19 protein-coding genes are annotated in these 14,368 nt (G+C 60.4%); 4 read left to right on the top strand and 15 right to left on the bottom strand.

Annotation, left to right across the window (positions count from 1 at the left end; translation table 11 throughout):
* Genes COA65_03375 through COA65_03365 form a run of 3 tightly spaced genes read right to left on the bottom strand, consistent with a single transcriptional unit; the run spans position 1 to position 1,665 of the window.
* On the bottom strand, positions 1–645 hold the full coding sequence (locus COA65_03375) for an imidazole glycerol phosphate synthase subunit HisH (protein PCJ60740.1): 645 nt from the start codon (positions 643–645) through the stop codon (positions 1–3).
* Between the two features lie 24 nt (positions 646–669).
* Complete coding sequence (locus tag COA65_03370) at positions 670–1,041, bottom strand: hypothetical protein (protein ID PCJ60739.1); 372 nt, start codon at positions 1,039–1,041, stop codon at positions 670–672.
* 21 nt (positions 1,042–1,062) lie between these two features.
* Positions 1,063–1,665 carry an imidazoleglycerol-phosphate dehydratase gene (locus COA65_03365; protein ID PCJ60802.1) on the bottom strand — a complete coding sequence of 201 codons (603 nt, stop codon included), beginning with the start codon at positions 1,663–1,665 and terminating at the stop codon, positions 1,063–1,065.
* A gap of 175 nt (positions 1,666–1,840) precedes the next feature.
* Between COA65_03365 and COA65_03360 the strand changes: the two genes are divergently transcribed.
* Together COA65_03360 and COA65_03355 are read left to right on the top strand one after the other, a co-directional pair.
* A complete protein-coding gene (locus tag COA65_03360; GenBank protein ID PCJ60738.1) occupies positions 1,841–2,389 on the top strand; it encodes an HslU--HslV peptidase proteolytic subunit in 549 nt (182 codons plus the stop codon).
* 3 nt (positions 2,390–2,392) lie between these two features.
* The gene (locus tag COA65_03355) at positions 2,393–3,715 is read left to right on the top strand and encodes an HslU--HslV peptidase ATPase subunit (protein ID PCJ60737.1); all 1,323 of its coding nucleotides are present in this window, start codon (positions 2,393–2,395) and stop codon (positions 3,713–3,715) included.
* Between the two features lie 27 nt (positions 3,716–3,742).
* Here COA65_03355 and COA65_03350 read toward each other — a convergent pair whose 3' ends face one another.
* Genes COA65_03350 through COA65_03320 form a run of 7 tightly spaced genes read right to left on the bottom strand, consistent with a single transcriptional unit; the run spans position 3,743 to position 9,449 of the window.
* On the bottom strand, positions 3,743–4,102 hold the full coding sequence (locus tag COA65_03350) for a transcriptional regulator (protein PCJ60736.1): 360 nt from the start codon (positions 4,100–4,102) through the stop codon (positions 3,743–3,745).
* Positions 4,099–4,671: a DNA mismatch repair protein MutS gene (locus COA65_03345; protein PCJ60735.1), complete on the bottom strand. Its 573-nt coding sequence runs from the start codon at positions 4,669–4,671 to the stop codon at positions 4,099–4,101. Before COA65_03345 ends, COA65_03350 begins: the two co-directional genes overlap by 4 nt.
* On the bottom strand, positions 4,671–5,351 hold the full coding sequence (locus COA65_03340; protein ID PCJ60734.1) for a hypothetical protein: 681 nt from the start codon (positions 5,349–5,351) through the stop codon (positions 4,671–4,673). Before COA65_03340 ends, COA65_03345 begins: the two co-directional genes overlap by 1 nt.
* Positions 5,348–6,766: an iron-sulfur cluster-binding protein gene (locus COA65_03335; GenBank protein ID PCJ60733.1), complete on the bottom strand. Its 1,419-nt coding sequence runs from the start codon at positions 6,764–6,766 to the stop codon at positions 5,348–5,350. Before COA65_03335 ends, COA65_03340 begins: the two co-directional genes overlap by 4 nt.
* Position 6,767: 1 nt before the next feature.
* Entirely contained in the window at positions 6,768–7,550 is a 783-nt protein-coding gene (locus COA65_03330; GenBank protein ID PCJ60732.1) for a Fe-S oxidoreductase, read from the bottom strand.
* A 2-nt stretch (positions 7,551–7,552) separates the two neighbouring features.
* The gene (locus COA65_03325; GenBank protein PCJ60731.1) at positions 7,553–8,704 is read right to left on the bottom strand and encodes a murein transglycosylase; all 1,152 of its coding nucleotides are present in this window, start codon (positions 8,702–8,704) and stop codon (positions 7,553–7,555) included.
* Positions 8,705–8,708: 4 nt separating this feature from the next.
* Positions 8,709–9,449, bottom strand: coding sequence for a translocase (locus COA65_03320; GenBank protein ID PCJ60730.1), 741 nt, complete (start codon positions 9,447–9,449; stop codon positions 8,709–8,711).
* Positions 9,450–9,581: 132 nt separating this feature from the next.
* Between COA65_03320 and COA65_03315 the strand changes: the two genes are divergently transcribed.
* Both COA65_03315 and COA65_03310 read left to right on the top strand, forming a co-directional pair.
* A complete protein-coding gene (locus tag COA65_03315; protein ID PCJ60729.1) occupies positions 9,582–10,127 on the top strand; it encodes an exlusion protein FxsA in 546 nt (181 codons plus the stop codon).
* 75 nt (positions 10,128–10,202) lie between these two features.
* On the top strand, positions 10,203–10,709 hold the full coding sequence (locus COA65_03310) for a protein-export chaperone SecB (GenBank protein PCJ60801.1): 507 nt from the start codon (positions 10,203–10,205) through the stop codon (positions 10,707–10,709).
* 25 nt (positions 10,710–10,734) lie between these two features.
* Here COA65_03310 and dnaQ read toward each other — a convergent pair whose 3' ends face one another.
* From dnaQ to COA65_03285, 5 genes are read right to left on the bottom strand one after another with little or no spacing between them, the layout of a single operon-like run.
* A complete protein-coding gene (gene dnaQ / locus COA65_03305; protein ID PCJ60799.1) occupies positions 10,735–11,409 on the bottom strand; it encodes a DNA polymerase III subunit epsilon in 675 nt (224 codons plus the stop codon).
* Between the two features lie 44 nt (positions 11,410–11,453).
* Positions 11,454–12,056: a dephospho-CoA kinase gene (locus tag COA65_03300; GenBank protein PCJ60800.1), complete on the bottom strand. Its 603-nt coding sequence runs from the start codon at positions 12,054–12,056 to the stop codon at positions 11,454–11,456.
* Positions 12,057–12,064: 8 nt separating this feature from the next.
* Positions 12,065–12,943, bottom strand: coding sequence for a shikimate dehydrogenase (locus tag COA65_03295; protein PCJ60728.1), 879 nt, complete (start codon positions 12,941–12,943; stop codon positions 12,065–12,067).
* Positions 12,940–13,542 carry a septum formation protein Maf gene (gene maf / locus COA65_03290; protein PCJ60727.1) on the bottom strand — a complete coding sequence of 201 codons (603 nt, stop codon included), beginning with the start codon at positions 13,540–13,542 and terminating at the stop codon, positions 12,940–12,942. The genes COA65_03295 and maf overlap by 4 nt, the downstream gene beginning before the upstream one ends.
* On the bottom strand, positions 13,535–14,353 hold the full coding sequence (locus COA65_03285; protein PCJ60798.1) for a phosphoenolpyruvate synthase regulatory protein: 819 nt from the start codon (positions 14,351–14,353) through the stop codon (positions 13,535–13,537). The genes maf and COA65_03285 overlap by 8 nt, the downstream gene beginning before the upstream one ends.
* Between the last annotated feature and the right edge of the window lie 15 nt (positions 14,354–14,368).

Genomic DNA, 14,368 nt, shown 5'->3' with positions numbered 1-14,368 from the left:
CTAGGGCCGCCAACGCAGAAAATTGGCAAGCAGCGTCGCGCCCACCCGCTGGCTTTTCTCCGGGTGAAACTGGGTGCCAACCAGATTGTCCCGGCCAACGGCGGCGGTGATCTGGCCGCCATGATCGACGCTGGCCAGCAATTCGTTGCCATGGGCGGGCGCCAGAGCATAGCTGTGCACGAAATAGGCATGGGCCCCGTTTGCAATGCCCTCAAAAAGCGGGTGATCCGGCGCTTCCAGCTGCAATTCGTTCCAGCCCATATGCGGCACTTTCAAGCCTGCGTCTTTCGGCATGATCGGCGTCACCTCGCCCTCGATCCAGCCGAAACCCGGATGCCGGCCATGTTCACTGCTAAAACCCGCCATCAATTGCATGCCGACGCAAATGCCAAGAAAAGGCCGGCGCTTTTCGATGGCCACCTCGCGCAACGCCGCCGACATGCCGGCAATGCCGGCGATCCCGGCGCGGCAATCGGCAAAGGCGCCAACGCCCGGAAGCACAACATGGCTTGCGCGCGCAACGTCCGCAGCCGAAGCCGTCACCTCGATAGCCATGTCCAGCCCCGCTTCGCGGGCGGCCTTGGCCAGCGCATTGGCCACCGAACGCAGATTGCCGGAACCATAATCAACAACCGCGACGTTCATCGGACGGTGCTCATCGGGCGGTGCTCATTGAGCATGATCGTAATAGCGGCGCGTTGCCTCTTCCAGCCCGGCCCCGCTTGCCACGCCGACAAACACAAAGCCGCGGCGCTTCAGCCAGGCACGGCGCCAGTCATTTGCAAAGCAGCCGACGGCAAGAAGATAACCAAACAGAACCACCGCACGCGCATACGCGTCGATGCCAAGCATCGCCAGGCCACCATCCAGCATCAACAGCACAGCAAGCAGCACCAGGCCGACCCACCACATACGCTGCGTGAAAGCCCAAAAGCCCGTAAAGAAAAAAGCCGGCCAGGCAAACGCCTCCTTCACGAAGATGTCGCGTTCCCCGCCGCTGGCCTCAATCGGCACAAACCGATGGACCGTATAGATCGCCATCGTCAACTCCGGATTCTTGCGTCATGAAAGCGTGCCGCCGAGAACGCCTTTCGTGGATGGAACCGCATCCGACTTTCTGGGGTCGATTGCAATCGCCACGCGAAGCGCCCGTGCCACGCCCTTGAAACATGATTCGATAATATGATGCGTGTTTTCGCCATACAGGTTTTCGATGTGAAGCGTGATGCCGGCAGCCTGGGAAAACGCCTGAAACCACTCCTTGAAAAGTTCGGCATCCATTTCGCCCACTTTCGGACGGTTCAGGCGGACCTTCCAGATCAGATGGGGGCGCATGGAAATGTCCAGCGCAACCCGGGTCAGCGTCTCGTCCATGGGGATCGTTGCCTCACCGAAACGGACAATGCCACGGCGCTCGCCAAGCGCGCGGGCAAAGGCCTCACCGATAACGATGCCGGTGTCTTCCGTTGTGTGATGCCCGTCGATGTGCAGATCGCCCTCGGCCTTGCAGGTGAGGTCAATCAGGCTGTGGCGTGAAAGCTGTTCCAGCATGTGGTCAAGAAAGCCAATGCCGGTCGCCACGTCGTAGATGCCCGTGCCATCCAGGTCGATTTCGACCTCGATCCGGGTTTCCTTCGTTTTCCGCTCGACCGTTGCGCGGCGCATGACCCGCATCCTCTTTCCTGATCCAGAAAGGGCCGTTTTACCAAGAACCGGGAGAAATCGCCAGCGTTCCGCCACACCCGCCCGGCAATCACAGTCCTTGACCTTGCTTTGCGATTGCCCACATCTTTGGGCGACCTTTAAAGCCCACCCCATATTCCCGGGAAGCACGGCAACCATGACGAACGGAAGCGCACAAATCTGGCACGGCACAACGATTCTTTGCGTGCGGCAAGGCAGCAAGACCGTCATCGCAGGCGACGGCCAGGTCAGCCTCGGCGACACGGTGATCAAAACCAGCGCCAAAAAAGTACGCCGCCTTGGCGATGGCTCCGTCATTGCCGGATTCGCCGGCGCGACGGCAGACGCGCTCACTCTTTTCGAGCGCCTGGAAACGCGCCTCGAACAGCATCCCGGCCAATTAACACGGGCCGCCGTTGAAATGGCAAAGGATTGGCGGACGGACCGCTATTTGCGCCGCCTCGAAGCGATGATGGCGGTGGCCGATAAATCCGTCGCCCTGGTTCTGACCGGCACCGGCGACGTTCTGGAACCCGAAGACGGCCTGATCGGCATCGGGTCCGGCGGCAATTACGCCCTTGCTGCCGCGCGCGCGCTTTTGGAAGCGACCGATCTGGACGCCGAAACGGTTGTGAAAAAGGCGATGGCTGTCGCCGCCGGAATCTGCGTTTACACAAACACATCTCTTACAATCGAGACCGTTTAGCACATGGATATCGCGCCCGCCTTCTTCTCGCCCCGCGAGATTGTTTCCGAGCTTGACCGCCACATCATCGGCCAGAATGACGCCAAGCGCGCGGTTGCCATCGCGCTTCGCAACCGCTGGCGCCGCCAGCAGCTTCCCGAAGCACTGCGCGAAGAAGTGTTGCCGAAAAACATCCTCATGATCGGCCCCACCGGCTGCGGCAAGACGGAAATCGCCCGCCGCCTGGCGCGGCTGGCCCAGGCCCCTTTCCTGAAAATCGAAGCGACGAAATTTACGGAAGTCGGCTATGTCGGACGTGACGTTGAACAGATTATCCGCGACCTGCTGGAAATCGCCATCGCCATGACCCGCGAAAAGATGCGCCGCAACGTCACGACCAAAGCGGAAGCGCAGGCGGAAGCACGCCTGCTGGACACCCTTGTCGGCGACAATGCATCATCCGAAACCCGCGAAAAATTCCGCAAAATGCTGCGCGCAGGCGAATTGGACGCGCGCGAAATTGATATTGAATTGGTCGATCACGGCGGATCTGCAATGCCAACCATCGAAATTCCAGGCATGCCCGGCGCACAAATGGGCATGCTGAATTTAGGCGAGATTTTTGGAAAGTCTGGCGAGTCCGCGCATAAATCACGGCGCTTGGCGATCGCCGAAGCCATGGAATCGCTGATCGACGAAGAAAGCGACGCCTTGTTGGATCAGGACCGCGTCATCCGCGACGCCATTACCGAAACCGAACAAAACGGCATCGTTTTCCTGGACGAAATTGACAAGATCGCCGCGCGTTCCGATGCGCGCGGTGCGGAAGTAAGCCGCGAAGGCGTGCAGCGCGACCTGTTGCCCCTTATCGAGGGGACGACCGTCGCCACAAAACATGGGCCGGTGCAGACAAACCATATTCTTTTTATCGCGTCGGGCGCGTTTCACCTTTCCAAGCCATCCGATCTGCTGCCGGAACTACAGGGCCGCCTGCCCATCCGTGTCGAGTTAAAGGCGCTGACGAAAGAAGACTTTATCCGCATCCTTACCGAGCCGGAGGCAAACCTTGTCATGCAATATCGCGCGTTGCTGGCAACAGAGGACGTCACCTTGAACTTCACCGAAGACGCCATTGCCGAGCTGGCAGACATCGCAACGGAAGTGAACCGGAACGTCGAGAACATCGGTGCCCGACGCCTGCATACAATTCTGGAACGCCTGCTGGAAGAAATCAGCTTCACTGCCACCGACCGCGCCGGTGAAAAAATTCAGATCGATGCCGAACATGTTCGCGAACGGGTAAGCAGTCTGGTAAAGAACGCCGACCTTTCAAAGTTTATTCTTTAAAGCGCACAACGTTTAAACCGCGTGGCGTTACGTTTTTTCATCCTGAAGGATGCGCAACAGGCGTTCCACCGCCGACCCGGAAAGCCGCGCAATACGCCGCGCCAATAAATTGGCAAGTTCCGTTGCCTTTGGGCTAAGCCCGGCGGTGTCCACCATCACCCGCGGGTTTGAAAGGCGGACCAGACTTTCCAGTTCTTCCTGGGCTTCCCAGCCAAGTTCAAAATAAACGCCCATCTGTAAAATCAGCATACGGCTTGGCCGGCCACGCCGGCCATGTTCAAGCGACGAAAGATAGGCCGCAGAAATTTGCAGGTCTTCCGCCATACGCTTTTGTGTCACGCCGCGTGCCGCACGCAGGGCGCGTATCCTGGTGCCAAGAGGCGTCATCGGCTTTGTTTCAGCTTGCGCAAAAGAACGTAAAGCGCACCATCGCCGCCGTGGCGCCCCCGCGCCGGGGCCGTTTCAAGCACAAGGTTCGAAAGCGGTGGCAACCCAAGCCACCTTGGAACATTTGCGCGCAACACGCCGCCACCCGCCTTGCCCGTTCCCTTGCCGGTAATGACAAGAACCGTTCGCTTGCCCGCCTTTTGGGCGTGCAAAAGATAACGGTTCAACAAGCTGTGCGCTTCCGCCTGGGTCAGCCCGTGCAAATCAAGGGTCGCCGCAATGGCCATCTGGCCACGCCGAAGCCGTTCGGCGCTGCGCCGATCCAGACCGCCCCCTATCACCGCTAGCGGTGCCTTCACCGGCGCAGCCACAGGTGGCACGACCACGGGTGGCGCGACCACAGGCGGCGCGGCCACGAGTGGCGCGGACGCCTTCCGGGGGGAGGCTGCCCCCTCTGGAACAAGGCGTTTCTTTCCCAAAAGCGGCTGCGACGCTTCCTTTACGCGACGCCACAATGCGTCTTCCTGATCGTCGCCGGTGTCATCGCCGCTGTCTCGATCCAAGGCCATCACCCTTCCGCCAGATAAATCCTGAGTTCTCTCGGACCATGCGCGCCAAGCTGCATCTGTTGTTCGATATCCGCCGTCCGCGAGGGGCCGGTTACAAACGTAACCGCCGCGGGCAGGTCCGGACGTACCGCGCGCAAATCCGCCAGGGCTTCTTCCATCGTGCCAAAGATGCGGCTTTCCAAAAGCAGAACGCAATGCAAATCGCAAAGAAGCTGCACCGTCATCGGGCTTTCGGGTGCGGAAATAAAAAGAAGGCTGCCGGTTTCAGCAACGCCGGCGACGGCCAAGGCAACGCTTGCCTGCGTCGTGCCGTTCCCACGCCCGTGATGCAGAGACAGCCCGGCCAAAGCCCAGGGCAGCGCAAGTATCTGGGCTTCACGCGTCGCCAGAAGGTGTCGGCCAAAGCCGCGTTCGTCCAAAACGCCGCCAAGAATTTCCGGCACCGCCGCCGCTGTGGCAAGACGCGTAACGCTGGCCTTTGCCTTTTCCGCCATGCGGATAAAAAGGTCGCGGCGCGCGGCATCGCCGACGCGACTGCGCGCAGGAATGGGATGGGCAGGGGGGGCGGCAATCCGCCCGGCGATCTCCCGCCGCTTTGCCTGCATCGTCGCCGGTGATGCCGTGTCGTGGCCAAGACGCGCGCGCAACCGTTCCAGAATAAGCGTGCGTGCGTCCATCATTCATTCCCCTTTTCACGCGCGCGCCACAACGCCTGAAAGGTTTCGCCTTCGGGTGCTGGAAAGCGTTTGCCCCAACCACCGGCCCGGGGTCCAAAGGGCAGCCGGCCGCGACGCCGGCCAAATAGAGCCGTCATGGTCAGGAAAAAGCTGGCAAGCCCATGGTACAGTGACGGCCGTCTGGCCAAAAACAGCCAGACACCAAGAAAAATGCGCGGCATCACCCGACCCGATTTTCTTTTCCAAAGCCGTTCGCGCAGCTTTCGCAACAGGCCGACCAGCGGAATTCCCATTGGGCAGACCGTTTCGCACCGCCCGCAAAAGGTCGATGCCTCTGGCAGTGGCGCCGCATTCTCAAGCCCCTCAAGCAGCGGCGTCAACACGGCCCCCATCGGCCCCGTATAGACAGAGCCATACGCGTGGCCCCCCGTCACCCCATAGACCGGGCAATGGTTCAGGCACGCGCCGCAGCGGATGCAGCGAAGGATCGATTCGAACTCGCCCTTCAAAAGTTCGCTTCGCCCGTTGTCGAGCAGGAGAACGTGAAAGGCTTCCGGCCCGTCCACTTCGTCTGCCGCCCTTGGACCGGTCAGAAAGCTTGCATAGGTCGTCGCTTCCTGTCCGGTCGCGGAACGACAAAGCAGGCGCAAAATAACGGCGGCGTCCGTAAGGGTGGGAACCATTTTTTCGATGCTGGCAATCACGATGTGCGTGTTTGGCAGGGCGCGCGAAAGATCAATGTTGCCTTCGTTTGAAACCAGTACGGCGCTTCCCGTTTCGGCAATCAAAAGATTGGCACCGCTGATGCCAACATCCGCCGAAAGAAAGCGTTCGCGCATGACCTGCCTTGCTTCGTCAACCAGGTTGCGCGCCGCGTTCAGATCGCGTTGTTCGGAAAAATCGCGGTGATGTTTGCGAAACGTGTCGGCCACCTGTTCGCGCCGCAGATGAATGGCTGGCGCGATGATGTGGCTTGGCGGCTCGTTGCGCAGTTGAATGATGTATTCCCCAAGGTCCGTTTCGCATGCTTCGATGCCGTTCGCTTCAAGATAATCGTTGAGGGCGATTTCCTCGGTAATCATCGATTTTGCCTTTACCACGCGACGTGCGTTCGCGGCCCGGCAAATTTCCAGAACCGTCACGCGCGCCTCGGCGGCGTCGCGACACCAATGCACATGGCCGCCGCGCGCAACCACTTCGTCTTCAAAGCGTTCGAGGTACAGATCGAGAAGGCCAAGGGTGTGATCCTTGATGGCGATGGCGTGGCTTTGCAAATCTTCGAATTCCGGCAAATCCGCCACGGCGCGCGCGCGTTTTTCCTGAAAGCCGCGTTTCAGATTGCCAAGGGCGGTCTGCAAATCGGCATCACGAAGGGCGCAGGCGGCGCGCGCCCGAAAGTCGTTCGATGTAATTTCCATTTTAGTCTCGCGCCTTTTCAACCGGTTCGCCGATCGCCGGACCATCATCAAGACCGGCCAGAATTTCTGCCACATGGCGGACGCGTAAATTCGATCCCTGGTCCTGAAGCCTGCCCGCCAGATGCAGCAGGCAACCCAGATCGCCGCCGGTAAGTTCCGTCGCGCCGTCTTTTTCTGCGGCCCGGCATTTATCGGTGGCAAGGCGTTCGGAAATTTCTGGAAATTTGGTGCAGAACGCGCCGCCAAAACCACAGCAGATTTCGCCATCGGCAAGGGTCGCCACATCAAGGCCCGGTATTTTTTCAAGCAGGCGGCGAGGGGCTTCACGAATGCCCAGTTCGCGCAGGCCCGCGCAGGCATCGTGATAGGCAATCCGGCGCGGGTTTTTCCCCGGCGTCCTTTCAGGCAAATGCGCGATGTCGAGAACGTCTGCCAGAAACGCCGTCAATTCATAAACCTGGCCGCTGAATTTTTTGGCCAGCGCCGCCATGTCCGGATCGTCCGCCAAAAGTTCCGGGTAATGGCCGCGTAGAACGGCGGCGCAGGAACCCGAGGGCACGACGACGTAATCCACGTCCGCCTCGCCAAAAGCCCGCACCGTTTGGCGCGCCAGCGCCGCCGCATCATCACGCGCGCCAGCGTTGTAAGCCGGTTGGCCGCAACAGGTCTGGCCGCGCGGCACAACCACTTCGCAGCCCGCGTCCTCAAGCAGCCGGACGGCGGCAAGCCCCACCCTGGGGCGCACAAGATCAACCAGACAGGTGACAAAAAGTCCTACGCGCATGCCTATTCTGTGCCCACTTCTTTCTCCCCCGGGGCCGCCCCCACCTTGGGAAGCAAAAGATAATATTTTCCGGAAACGTTCATGCTGCCGGCCTGGCGCTCGGCCTCCGCCCCAAAGCCCCAAAAAAGATCGCCGCGCACCGGCCCCTTGATCGCCCCGCCGGTGTCCTGGGCGACGACGAGGCGGCGAAGCGGTTTTTCCGGATCAAGGGGTTCGACGCTATCAAGCCAGAGCGGCGCGCCAAGGGGCAGAAACGCCCGGTCCACCGCCAGGCTTCGGCCCGGCGTCAATGCCACGCCCAGACTGCCGATCGGGCCATCCCCTTCCAGGGTCCGAAAAAAGATGAAGGACGGGTTGTGGGCCAGCAAATCCGGGGCTTTCTCCGGATGTGCCGCAAGCCAGGCACGAAGCGCCGGCATTGAAACACCCTCTTTGGACATTTCCCCGCGCGCGATCATCTCGCGCCCGATGGAGCGATAACGGTGCCCATTTTTCCCCGCGTAGCCCAGGCGAAGGACGCTGCCGTCCCGCATCCGCACCCGGCCGGACCCCTGAATGTGCAGGAAAAAGACATCCACCGGGTCGTCGGCCCAGAGAAGTTCCAGCCCTTTTCCCACAAGAGCACCGGCGGCGATTTCGGCGCGCGTCGCATAGGGAAGAAGTGCGCCGTCCTGCGCGCGCCCGGCCAGGGTCAAGCCGCGATGTTCTTCACGAAAGCGCCCCACATCAACCATGACGAGGTCTGCCGGACGACCATAGATGGGAAACCGGTATTGCGCGTCCCGTTTCCAGGCGCCCCGAAGTTCCGCTTCGTAATAGCCGGTGAAAAGACCTTCCGTCCTGCCATGGCCAAGCACGCGGTGCGGCGTAAAGACGCGCTCGAAGAAAAGACGCGCGGCCGTCGTATCCCCTTCCGGGACGGTGGCCGCCTGAGCGCAGACCCGACCCCATTTTTTTTCGCTCTGGGGGGACGCAATCAGGCGCGCGCAACCTTTGCGAAATGCCAGCAGGCCGCCCTCGGACCGCCCGTCCGCCCATCCCGGAAGCGCATCAAAATCAACCGGCTGCAGCCGGAAATCCGGCGGCGGCGAGGGTGCGTCACAGGCAGCTAGCAGAAAAAAGACAAGGAAAAAAAGCGGGCGGAAGGCCGGCATGCCCTCATGCCGACCCGTGGGTAGCCGTCAAAACCCAGTTCGGATTGGCAGCACGCAGGTCGCGCTGAAACGTCCACAGATCGGCGACCGATTTCACGTGGTTCGGGTCGCCATCAAGAATATCGCCGGCTTTGTTCCAGGTAACCTTGATCTGTTCCGAAACAAACGCCACCGTGATTTGCCCAACATTCCCCTTCAAAACGACCTTTTTGATCGTGGCGTCGACGATACGGATGACCGTCGTTTCAAGGACTTCTTCCGCTTTCGCGCGCACGTCGATCGCGCCGGCAAAACGCGAATAAACGTCCTTGCTGAGAAGGGGCTGCAACGTCTCCTTGTCGCCATGCGCAAACGCATCAACCACCATCTCGAAGGCGGCGCTCGCACCGGCAAGGAACTCGTCTGGATCAAAGCCGGGATCCGCCTTGCGCATCGCCGCGTCAATGGGGGCCGAGGACGGCGTATCATCGGATGGCTGGGACGGTGGCGTTTTCTTCTCGCTTCGATCCGGCAAGCGAACGACGTTTTCTTCTTCCCCCTTGCTTCGCACCGACGACGCATCGTCTTTGTCTTCGTGCGGGCGCCAGGAAGGTGCGGGCGGGCGGCGATCAATATCGCTTCGCCGGCCAAGGACACCCCACAACCGGAAAGCCAGAAACGCCGCGATCGCAGCAAAGAACAGGATATCTAGGAATTGCAAGGCGTTGGCCTCCACCCGCCCATTCGCGGGGTCGTCGCGAGCCATCCATCACGCGAGCCCACCAGGCGACGTTCATCCGGTGGCCTCCGCACAGTCGTACAGTATATAACGTACATATAAGCGCTTCCCAGTCTGTTTGTATATTCTTCCGTCTAGCCAAAGGCGACGTTACAGCGAATGCCCCTCTTTCTTTTTCTTCTTTTTCTTTCCGTCCCGCTTGTTGAAATCGCGGTCTTCATCGAGGTTGGCGGCCTGCTTGGGCTTTGGCCGACCATCGGGATCGTCGTGCTAACAGCGATGCTTGGGGCGATGCTTTTTCGGATACAGGGCCTCGCGACCCTTCGCCAGGCCCAGGCAAGCCTTGCGACCAATGTCTTCCCGGCGCGTGAGGTGTTCAACGGCCTTTGCCTGCTGATCGCCGGAACGTTGCTGATTACGCCGGGATTTGTCACCGATAGCCTTGGTTTTTTGCTGTTTTTCCCGCCTTTCCGCCATTTTCTTCACCACATCGCGGAACGGCATTTAATGCACCCGCCCTGGCCCAACACGCCGGGCGGACCCGAAACCGGGCCGGGGCCAAATGACACGATGGGTGACAAAACGATCGAGGGCGTTTACTGGGAAATAGGGTCCGAAACGACGTCTGAAACGTCATCCGAAACAACCCGAGAGACGCCGGCACCGTCCAAGGAAGCGCCGAAAGACCGCAAACGGGAAGAATAGCGGCCCCTTCACGGTTGTTCGCCTTCACAATCCATGATAGCCACGGTCCAACCGCATACAAAGGGAAAGCCGACCATGAAAGACAACGGATCGTCAAAGTCTTCCGATAGCGCCGTAACGCCCCAAGGCGCACCCGCGCAAGAATCTCCGCTTGCCATTCGTGGCCAGTATATTCGGGATCTTTCCTTTGAAATTCCGGGAGCCCCGGAAAGCATTTCGGGCCTGAAGGGGGCACCGAATGTGGACATCAACATTGAGGTCGCCACCCGGGATCTGGAAGCAAACACCTATGAGGTCGCGCTTTCCATCCGCTGCGAGGCGAAGACGGATACGGCATCCATCTTTATTCTTGAACTGACCTATGCCGGCGTCTTCACGCTGACCGGCCTGGGCGCAGATCAGCTAAAACCGGCGCTTTACATTGAATGCCCGCGCTATCTGTTTCCCTTTGCGCGCAGCATCGTTGCCAGCCTCACCCAGGAAAGCAGCCTGCCGCCCATGTTGATCAATCCGATCGACTTCGCGGCGCTTTATCAGGCCCGCTATCTTGAGGCACAGCCGGGTGGCAAAGCCGCCTCTTAAAGCCGGGGCCTGCCAGAACCGTCCGTCAGGATTCCCAAAGCGGGTTTTTCAGCCGCGTGACGAAGGCCGCGTGCAGGGCAAGCTCGTCTTCCGTTGGCCCATGGAGCCGGGGTTCGCGGAAGGTTTTTTCGGCAGGGCGAGCCTGCGAGGCGGTGGCACGTTCGGCAACGGTCAGCCCCAGTCCCGGCTGTCGCCCTCCGATCAGTTCCAGATAGACTTCGGCCAAAAGCGCGCTATCGAGAAGCGCGCCGTGCTTTTCCCGCCCGGAAAGATCGATGCCAAAGCGCTTGCAAAGCGCGTCCAGGCTTGCCGGGGAGCCGGGAAATTTGTTACGTGCGAGGGTCAGCGTATCAATGGCGCGCGTCATTTCCAGCGGCGTCTTTCCGGCCCGCGTCAATTCGGCGTTCAAAAACCCCATGTCAAATGCCGCGTTATGAATGACCAGGGGCGCGTCCCCGATAAAGTCGAGAAATTCATCGACGCGTTTGGCAAACAGCGGATGGCCGCTTAAAAATTCTTCCGTCAGCCCATGCACCCGGACAACTTCCTCGGGGACGTTTCGTTCCGGGTTAAAATAGGCGTGAAAGCGCTCGCCGGTGGGAAGAAGGTTGACGAGTTCAATGCAGCCAAGCTCGACGATACGATCCCCTCCTTTCGGGTTCAGTCCCGTCGTTTCCGTATCCAGCACAATCTGACGCACGGCGTCCTGTTGCGTTGTTTTCTGCTGCATTTTTTCCTGATCCCTCACCTGATCCCCAATGGGGCGCGCGTTTGCCGGACAATTTCACGAAGCACGCTTCGCGTATAATGGCGGCCCGCGCCGGTGGGAATAACAAAATCGGCGCGTTTCCGTTTCTCTAAATCCGGCATTTGTTTGTCCAATACGGCACGAAAACGTGCCGGTGTCATGCCGGGGCGTTTTAAAACCCGGGCCGCCTGAACGAAGGGCGGCGCGGTCACGACAAGCGTGTAGTCGCAACGCCGCTCGGCACCGCTTTCAAAAAGAAGCGGGATATCCAGCACAACCAGAGGCCGCCGCCCAAGCGCCGCCAAGCGAAGAAAGCGCGTTTCCGCCTCGTGGACGAGGGGGTGCAGGATGTGCTCAAGCCGACGGAGAACATCCGGTGCCTCGAAGGCGCGCTTTGCCAGACGCGCCCGATCCAGAACGCCGCCCATCACAAGATCAGGAAAGGCGCGCGCGATTGCCGGGATGGCCCGCCCGCCCGGCGCCTGTAATTTGTGCACGACTGCGTCCGCGTCAAAGACGGGAAGGCCAAGCTGCCGTAACATTTCCGCAGCCGTCGATTTTCCCATCCCGATTGAGCCGGTCAACCCAAGAACCGTCAGGCCGTCGCTCACCGAGCCATATCCAAAAGCACGGCGGTGCGAAGCGCGTCAGTCACCTCGGGGTCGATGGGCCCGGTATCCCCGCCCGGTGCCGCCCCGCTAAACCACATACGCCATCCCGGCCGGGCCTGGTGCAACAGCATGCCCAGCCCGTCAACGGTCGGGTGACCAAGGCCACGCGCTGCCATCAAAAGCGGCGTTTCAAGGGGTGCATAGACGATGTCCGTCACCAGAGCCGCACCCGGCAATTGCCCCAAATCCAGATCCAGACCCTCGCCCCCCGTCATGCCGAGGGTGGTCGCATTCACAAGCAGGCTTGCCCCGGCAAGGGCGTCAGCGCGGCCTGCCCAGCTTTCAACCCGGATCGGCCCGGCAAGGGCGTCGCGCAAGTTTTCAGCCCGGGTCGCTGTCCGGTTCACCAGCCGGATTTCCGGCGCGCCGGCATCAAGAAGGGCCGCGACAATCGCGCGCGCGGCCCCGCCCGCCCCAAGCACAACGGCCGGCCCCGCTGCGGCCCGCCAGGACGGCGCGCCATGGTGAAGGTTTTCGAGAAAGCCAAAGCCGTCCGTGTTGGTGCCGACAAGCCCGCCATCTGACCGGACGCTCACCGTGTTGACGGCACCAATGCGCGTAGCAAGCGCGTCCGCTTCATCGACGATGGCCAGGGCTGCCTCTTTATGGGGCACCGTCACATTCACCCCGGCAAAGCCCAGAAGCGGCAACGCACGCAACGCTGTTTCCAGATTTTCCGGCCGCACGGGCAGCGGCACATAGGCACCATCGACCCCATAATGCGCCAGCCAATAGCCGTGGCAGGCAGGCGAGCGGGAATGGGCCACCGGCCATCCCATCACGCCGGCAATGCATGCCTTTCCGGTAAGATTCATCGCGCCAACGCCCCCTGCTCCCGCAAAAAACCAAGCAACGGTAAAAGCGGAAGCCCAAGAATGGCAAAATAATCGCCCCGAACGCGCGAAAAAAGCTGCGCGCCCCGGCCTTCCAACTGGTAGCTGCCGACGCTCATCAGCGCATCTTCCCCGATCGACGCAAGATAGGCGTCCAGAAACGCATCGCTGAAGGGGCGCATTTCCAGATGAACGCGATCCACATGATGCCACAAACGCGCGCCGCCCCGAACGACCATGGCGACGCTTACCAGATCGTGGGAACGTCCACGAAGGGTGGCAAGCTGTTTGCGCGCCTGGGTAAGGTCCGCTGGTTTGTCATAGCGTACGCCGTCGCATTCAAGAATCTGGTCAGCGCCAATGACGAGCGCATCTGGAAATTTACGCGAGACATGCTGCGCCTTCATTTCGGCTAGCACCTGCGCAACAGCTTCAATCGGTTCGCCCTGCATCGAGTGTTTGATTTCCCCCTCGTCAACCGGGGCCGGCTCGCAGGCAAAGGCAAGGCCGGCGTTTCGAAGCAATTGCGCGCGAATCTGGCTTTTCGAGGCCAGAACAACCTCAGGCTTTGATTTATTCATGGGCCGCCACACTTCGCCGTTCGGTGTAAAGCTGCAGGATAGCCGAAGCCGTTTCTTCGATGGCGCGCCGCGTCACATCAATCACCGGCCAGCCATGTTCGCTGAAGATCCGTCGCGCACGCAGAACTTCCTCCCGAACGCTTTCAAAATCCGTGTAGCCCGTTGCACCACCGCTTTCCGGCAGGCGCGACTGGCGTGCCTCGGCAAGGCGAGAGGGCTCCATCGTCAGCCCGACAACAAGCGGGCGAACCGCCTTCCCTACGGCATCAAGAAGCGGCGCGCCCGGTACGATGGGGACATTCGCGGCACGAAGGCCCCGGTTCGCAAGATAGATGCAGGTTGGTGTTTTCGTCGTCCGCGAAGCTCCGACAAGCACGACATCGGCATCGTTCAAATTTTCCGCATGCTGCCCATCGTCGTTTAAAAGGGCAAAGCTCATGGCGTCGAGCCGGTGGTAGTATTTTTCATCCAGCGCGTGCTGGCGACCGGGCTGGTCCTGGCTTTCGATTCCCAAATGGCCACGAAGCGCGCCCATGACCGGATCCAGAACCGGGATACAAGGCAGCTTTAATTTCCGGCAGCCGTTCTCCAGCGCCTTACGGAGCCTGGAATTAACCAGGGTGAAAAGCACAACGCCGCGCGTCGCCGCCGCCGCTTCCAAAACGCGCCCGATCTGTGCCTCTGAGCGAATGAGAAACCAGTTGTGTTCTTGCGTTGTAACGTTTTCAAATTGAACAAGGCAGGCGCGAACAACGTTGCCGATTGTCTCACCCGTCGCATCTGAAACAAGATGTAGATGAAAATTTTTCACCGGAGACATGTGGAC

The sequence above is a fragment of the Rhodospirillaceae bacterium genome (genome assembly GCA_002746255.1).
Lineage (GTDB): Bacteria > Pseudomonadota > Alphaproteobacteria.
Note: the sequence above shows the minus strand (reverse complement) of the source record. Positions and strands in the feature narration are given on the sequence as shown.

What these genes read in the sequence shown, in the direction of transcription:
- COA65_03375 (PCJ60740.1), bottom strand. Translation starts at nt 645, where the DNA reads ATGAACGTCGCGGTTGTTGATTATGGTTCCGGCAATCTGCGTTCGGTG.
- COA65_03370 (PCJ60739.1), bottom strand. Translation starts at nt 1,041, where the DNA reads ATGGCGATCTATACGGTCCATCGGTTTGTGCCGATTGAGGCCAGCGGC.
- COA65_03365 (PCJ60802.1), bottom strand. Translation starts at nt 1,665, where the DNA reads ATGCGCCGCGCAACGGTCGAGCGGAAAACGAAGGAAACCCGGATCGAG.
- COA65_03360 (PCJ60738.1), top strand. Translation starts at nt 1,841, where the DNA reads ATGACGAACGGAAGCGCACAAATCTGGCACGGCACAACGATTCTTTGC.
- COA65_03355 (PCJ60737.1), top strand. Translation starts at nt 2,393, where the DNA reads ATGGATATCGCGCCCGCCTTCTTCTCGCCCCGCGAGATTGTTTCCGAG.
- COA65_03350 (PCJ60736.1), bottom strand. Translation starts at nt 4,102, where the DNA reads ATGACGCCTCTTGGCACCAGGATACGCGCCCTGCGTGCGGCACGCGGC.
- COA65_03345 (PCJ60735.1), bottom strand. Translation starts at nt 4,671, where the DNA reads ATGGCCTTGGATCGAGACAGCGGCGATGACACCGGCGACGATCAGGAA.
- COA65_03340 (PCJ60734.1), bottom strand. Translation starts at nt 5,351, where the DNA reads ATGATGGACGCACGCACGCTTATTCTGGAACGGTTGCGCGCGCGTCTT.
- COA65_03335 (PCJ60733.1), bottom strand. Translation starts at nt 6,766, where the DNA reads ATGGAAATTACATCGAACGACTTTCGGGCGCGCGCCGCCTGCGCCCTT.
- COA65_03330 (PCJ60732.1), bottom strand. Translation starts at nt 7,550, where the DNA reads ATGCGCGTAGGACTTTTTGTCACCTGTCTGGTTGATCTTGTGCGCCCC.
- COA65_03325 (PCJ60731.1), bottom strand. Translation starts at nt 8,704, where the DNA reads ATGCCGGCCTTCCGCCCGCTTTTTTTCCTTGTCTTTTTTCTGCTAGCT.
- COA65_03320 (PCJ60730.1), bottom strand. Translation starts at nt 9,449, where the DNA reads ATGGCTCGCGACGACCCCGCGAATGGGCGGGTGGAGGCCAACGCCTTG.
- COA65_03315 (PCJ60729.1), top strand. Translation starts at nt 9,582, where the DNA reads ATGCCCCTCTTTCTTTTTCTTCTTTTTCTTTCCGTCCCGCTTGTTGAA.
- COA65_03310 (PCJ60801.1), top strand. Translation starts at nt 10,203, where the DNA reads ATGAAAGACAACGGATCGTCAAAGTCTTCCGATAGCGCCGTAACGCCC.
- COA65_03295 (PCJ60728.1), bottom strand. Translation starts at nt 12,943, where the DNA reads ATGAATCTTACCGGAAAGGCATGCATTGCCGGCGTGATGGGATGGCCG.
- maf (PCJ60727.1), bottom strand. Translation starts at nt 13,542, where the DNA reads ATGAATAAATCAAAGCCTGAGGTTGTTCTGGCCTCGAAAAGCCAGATT.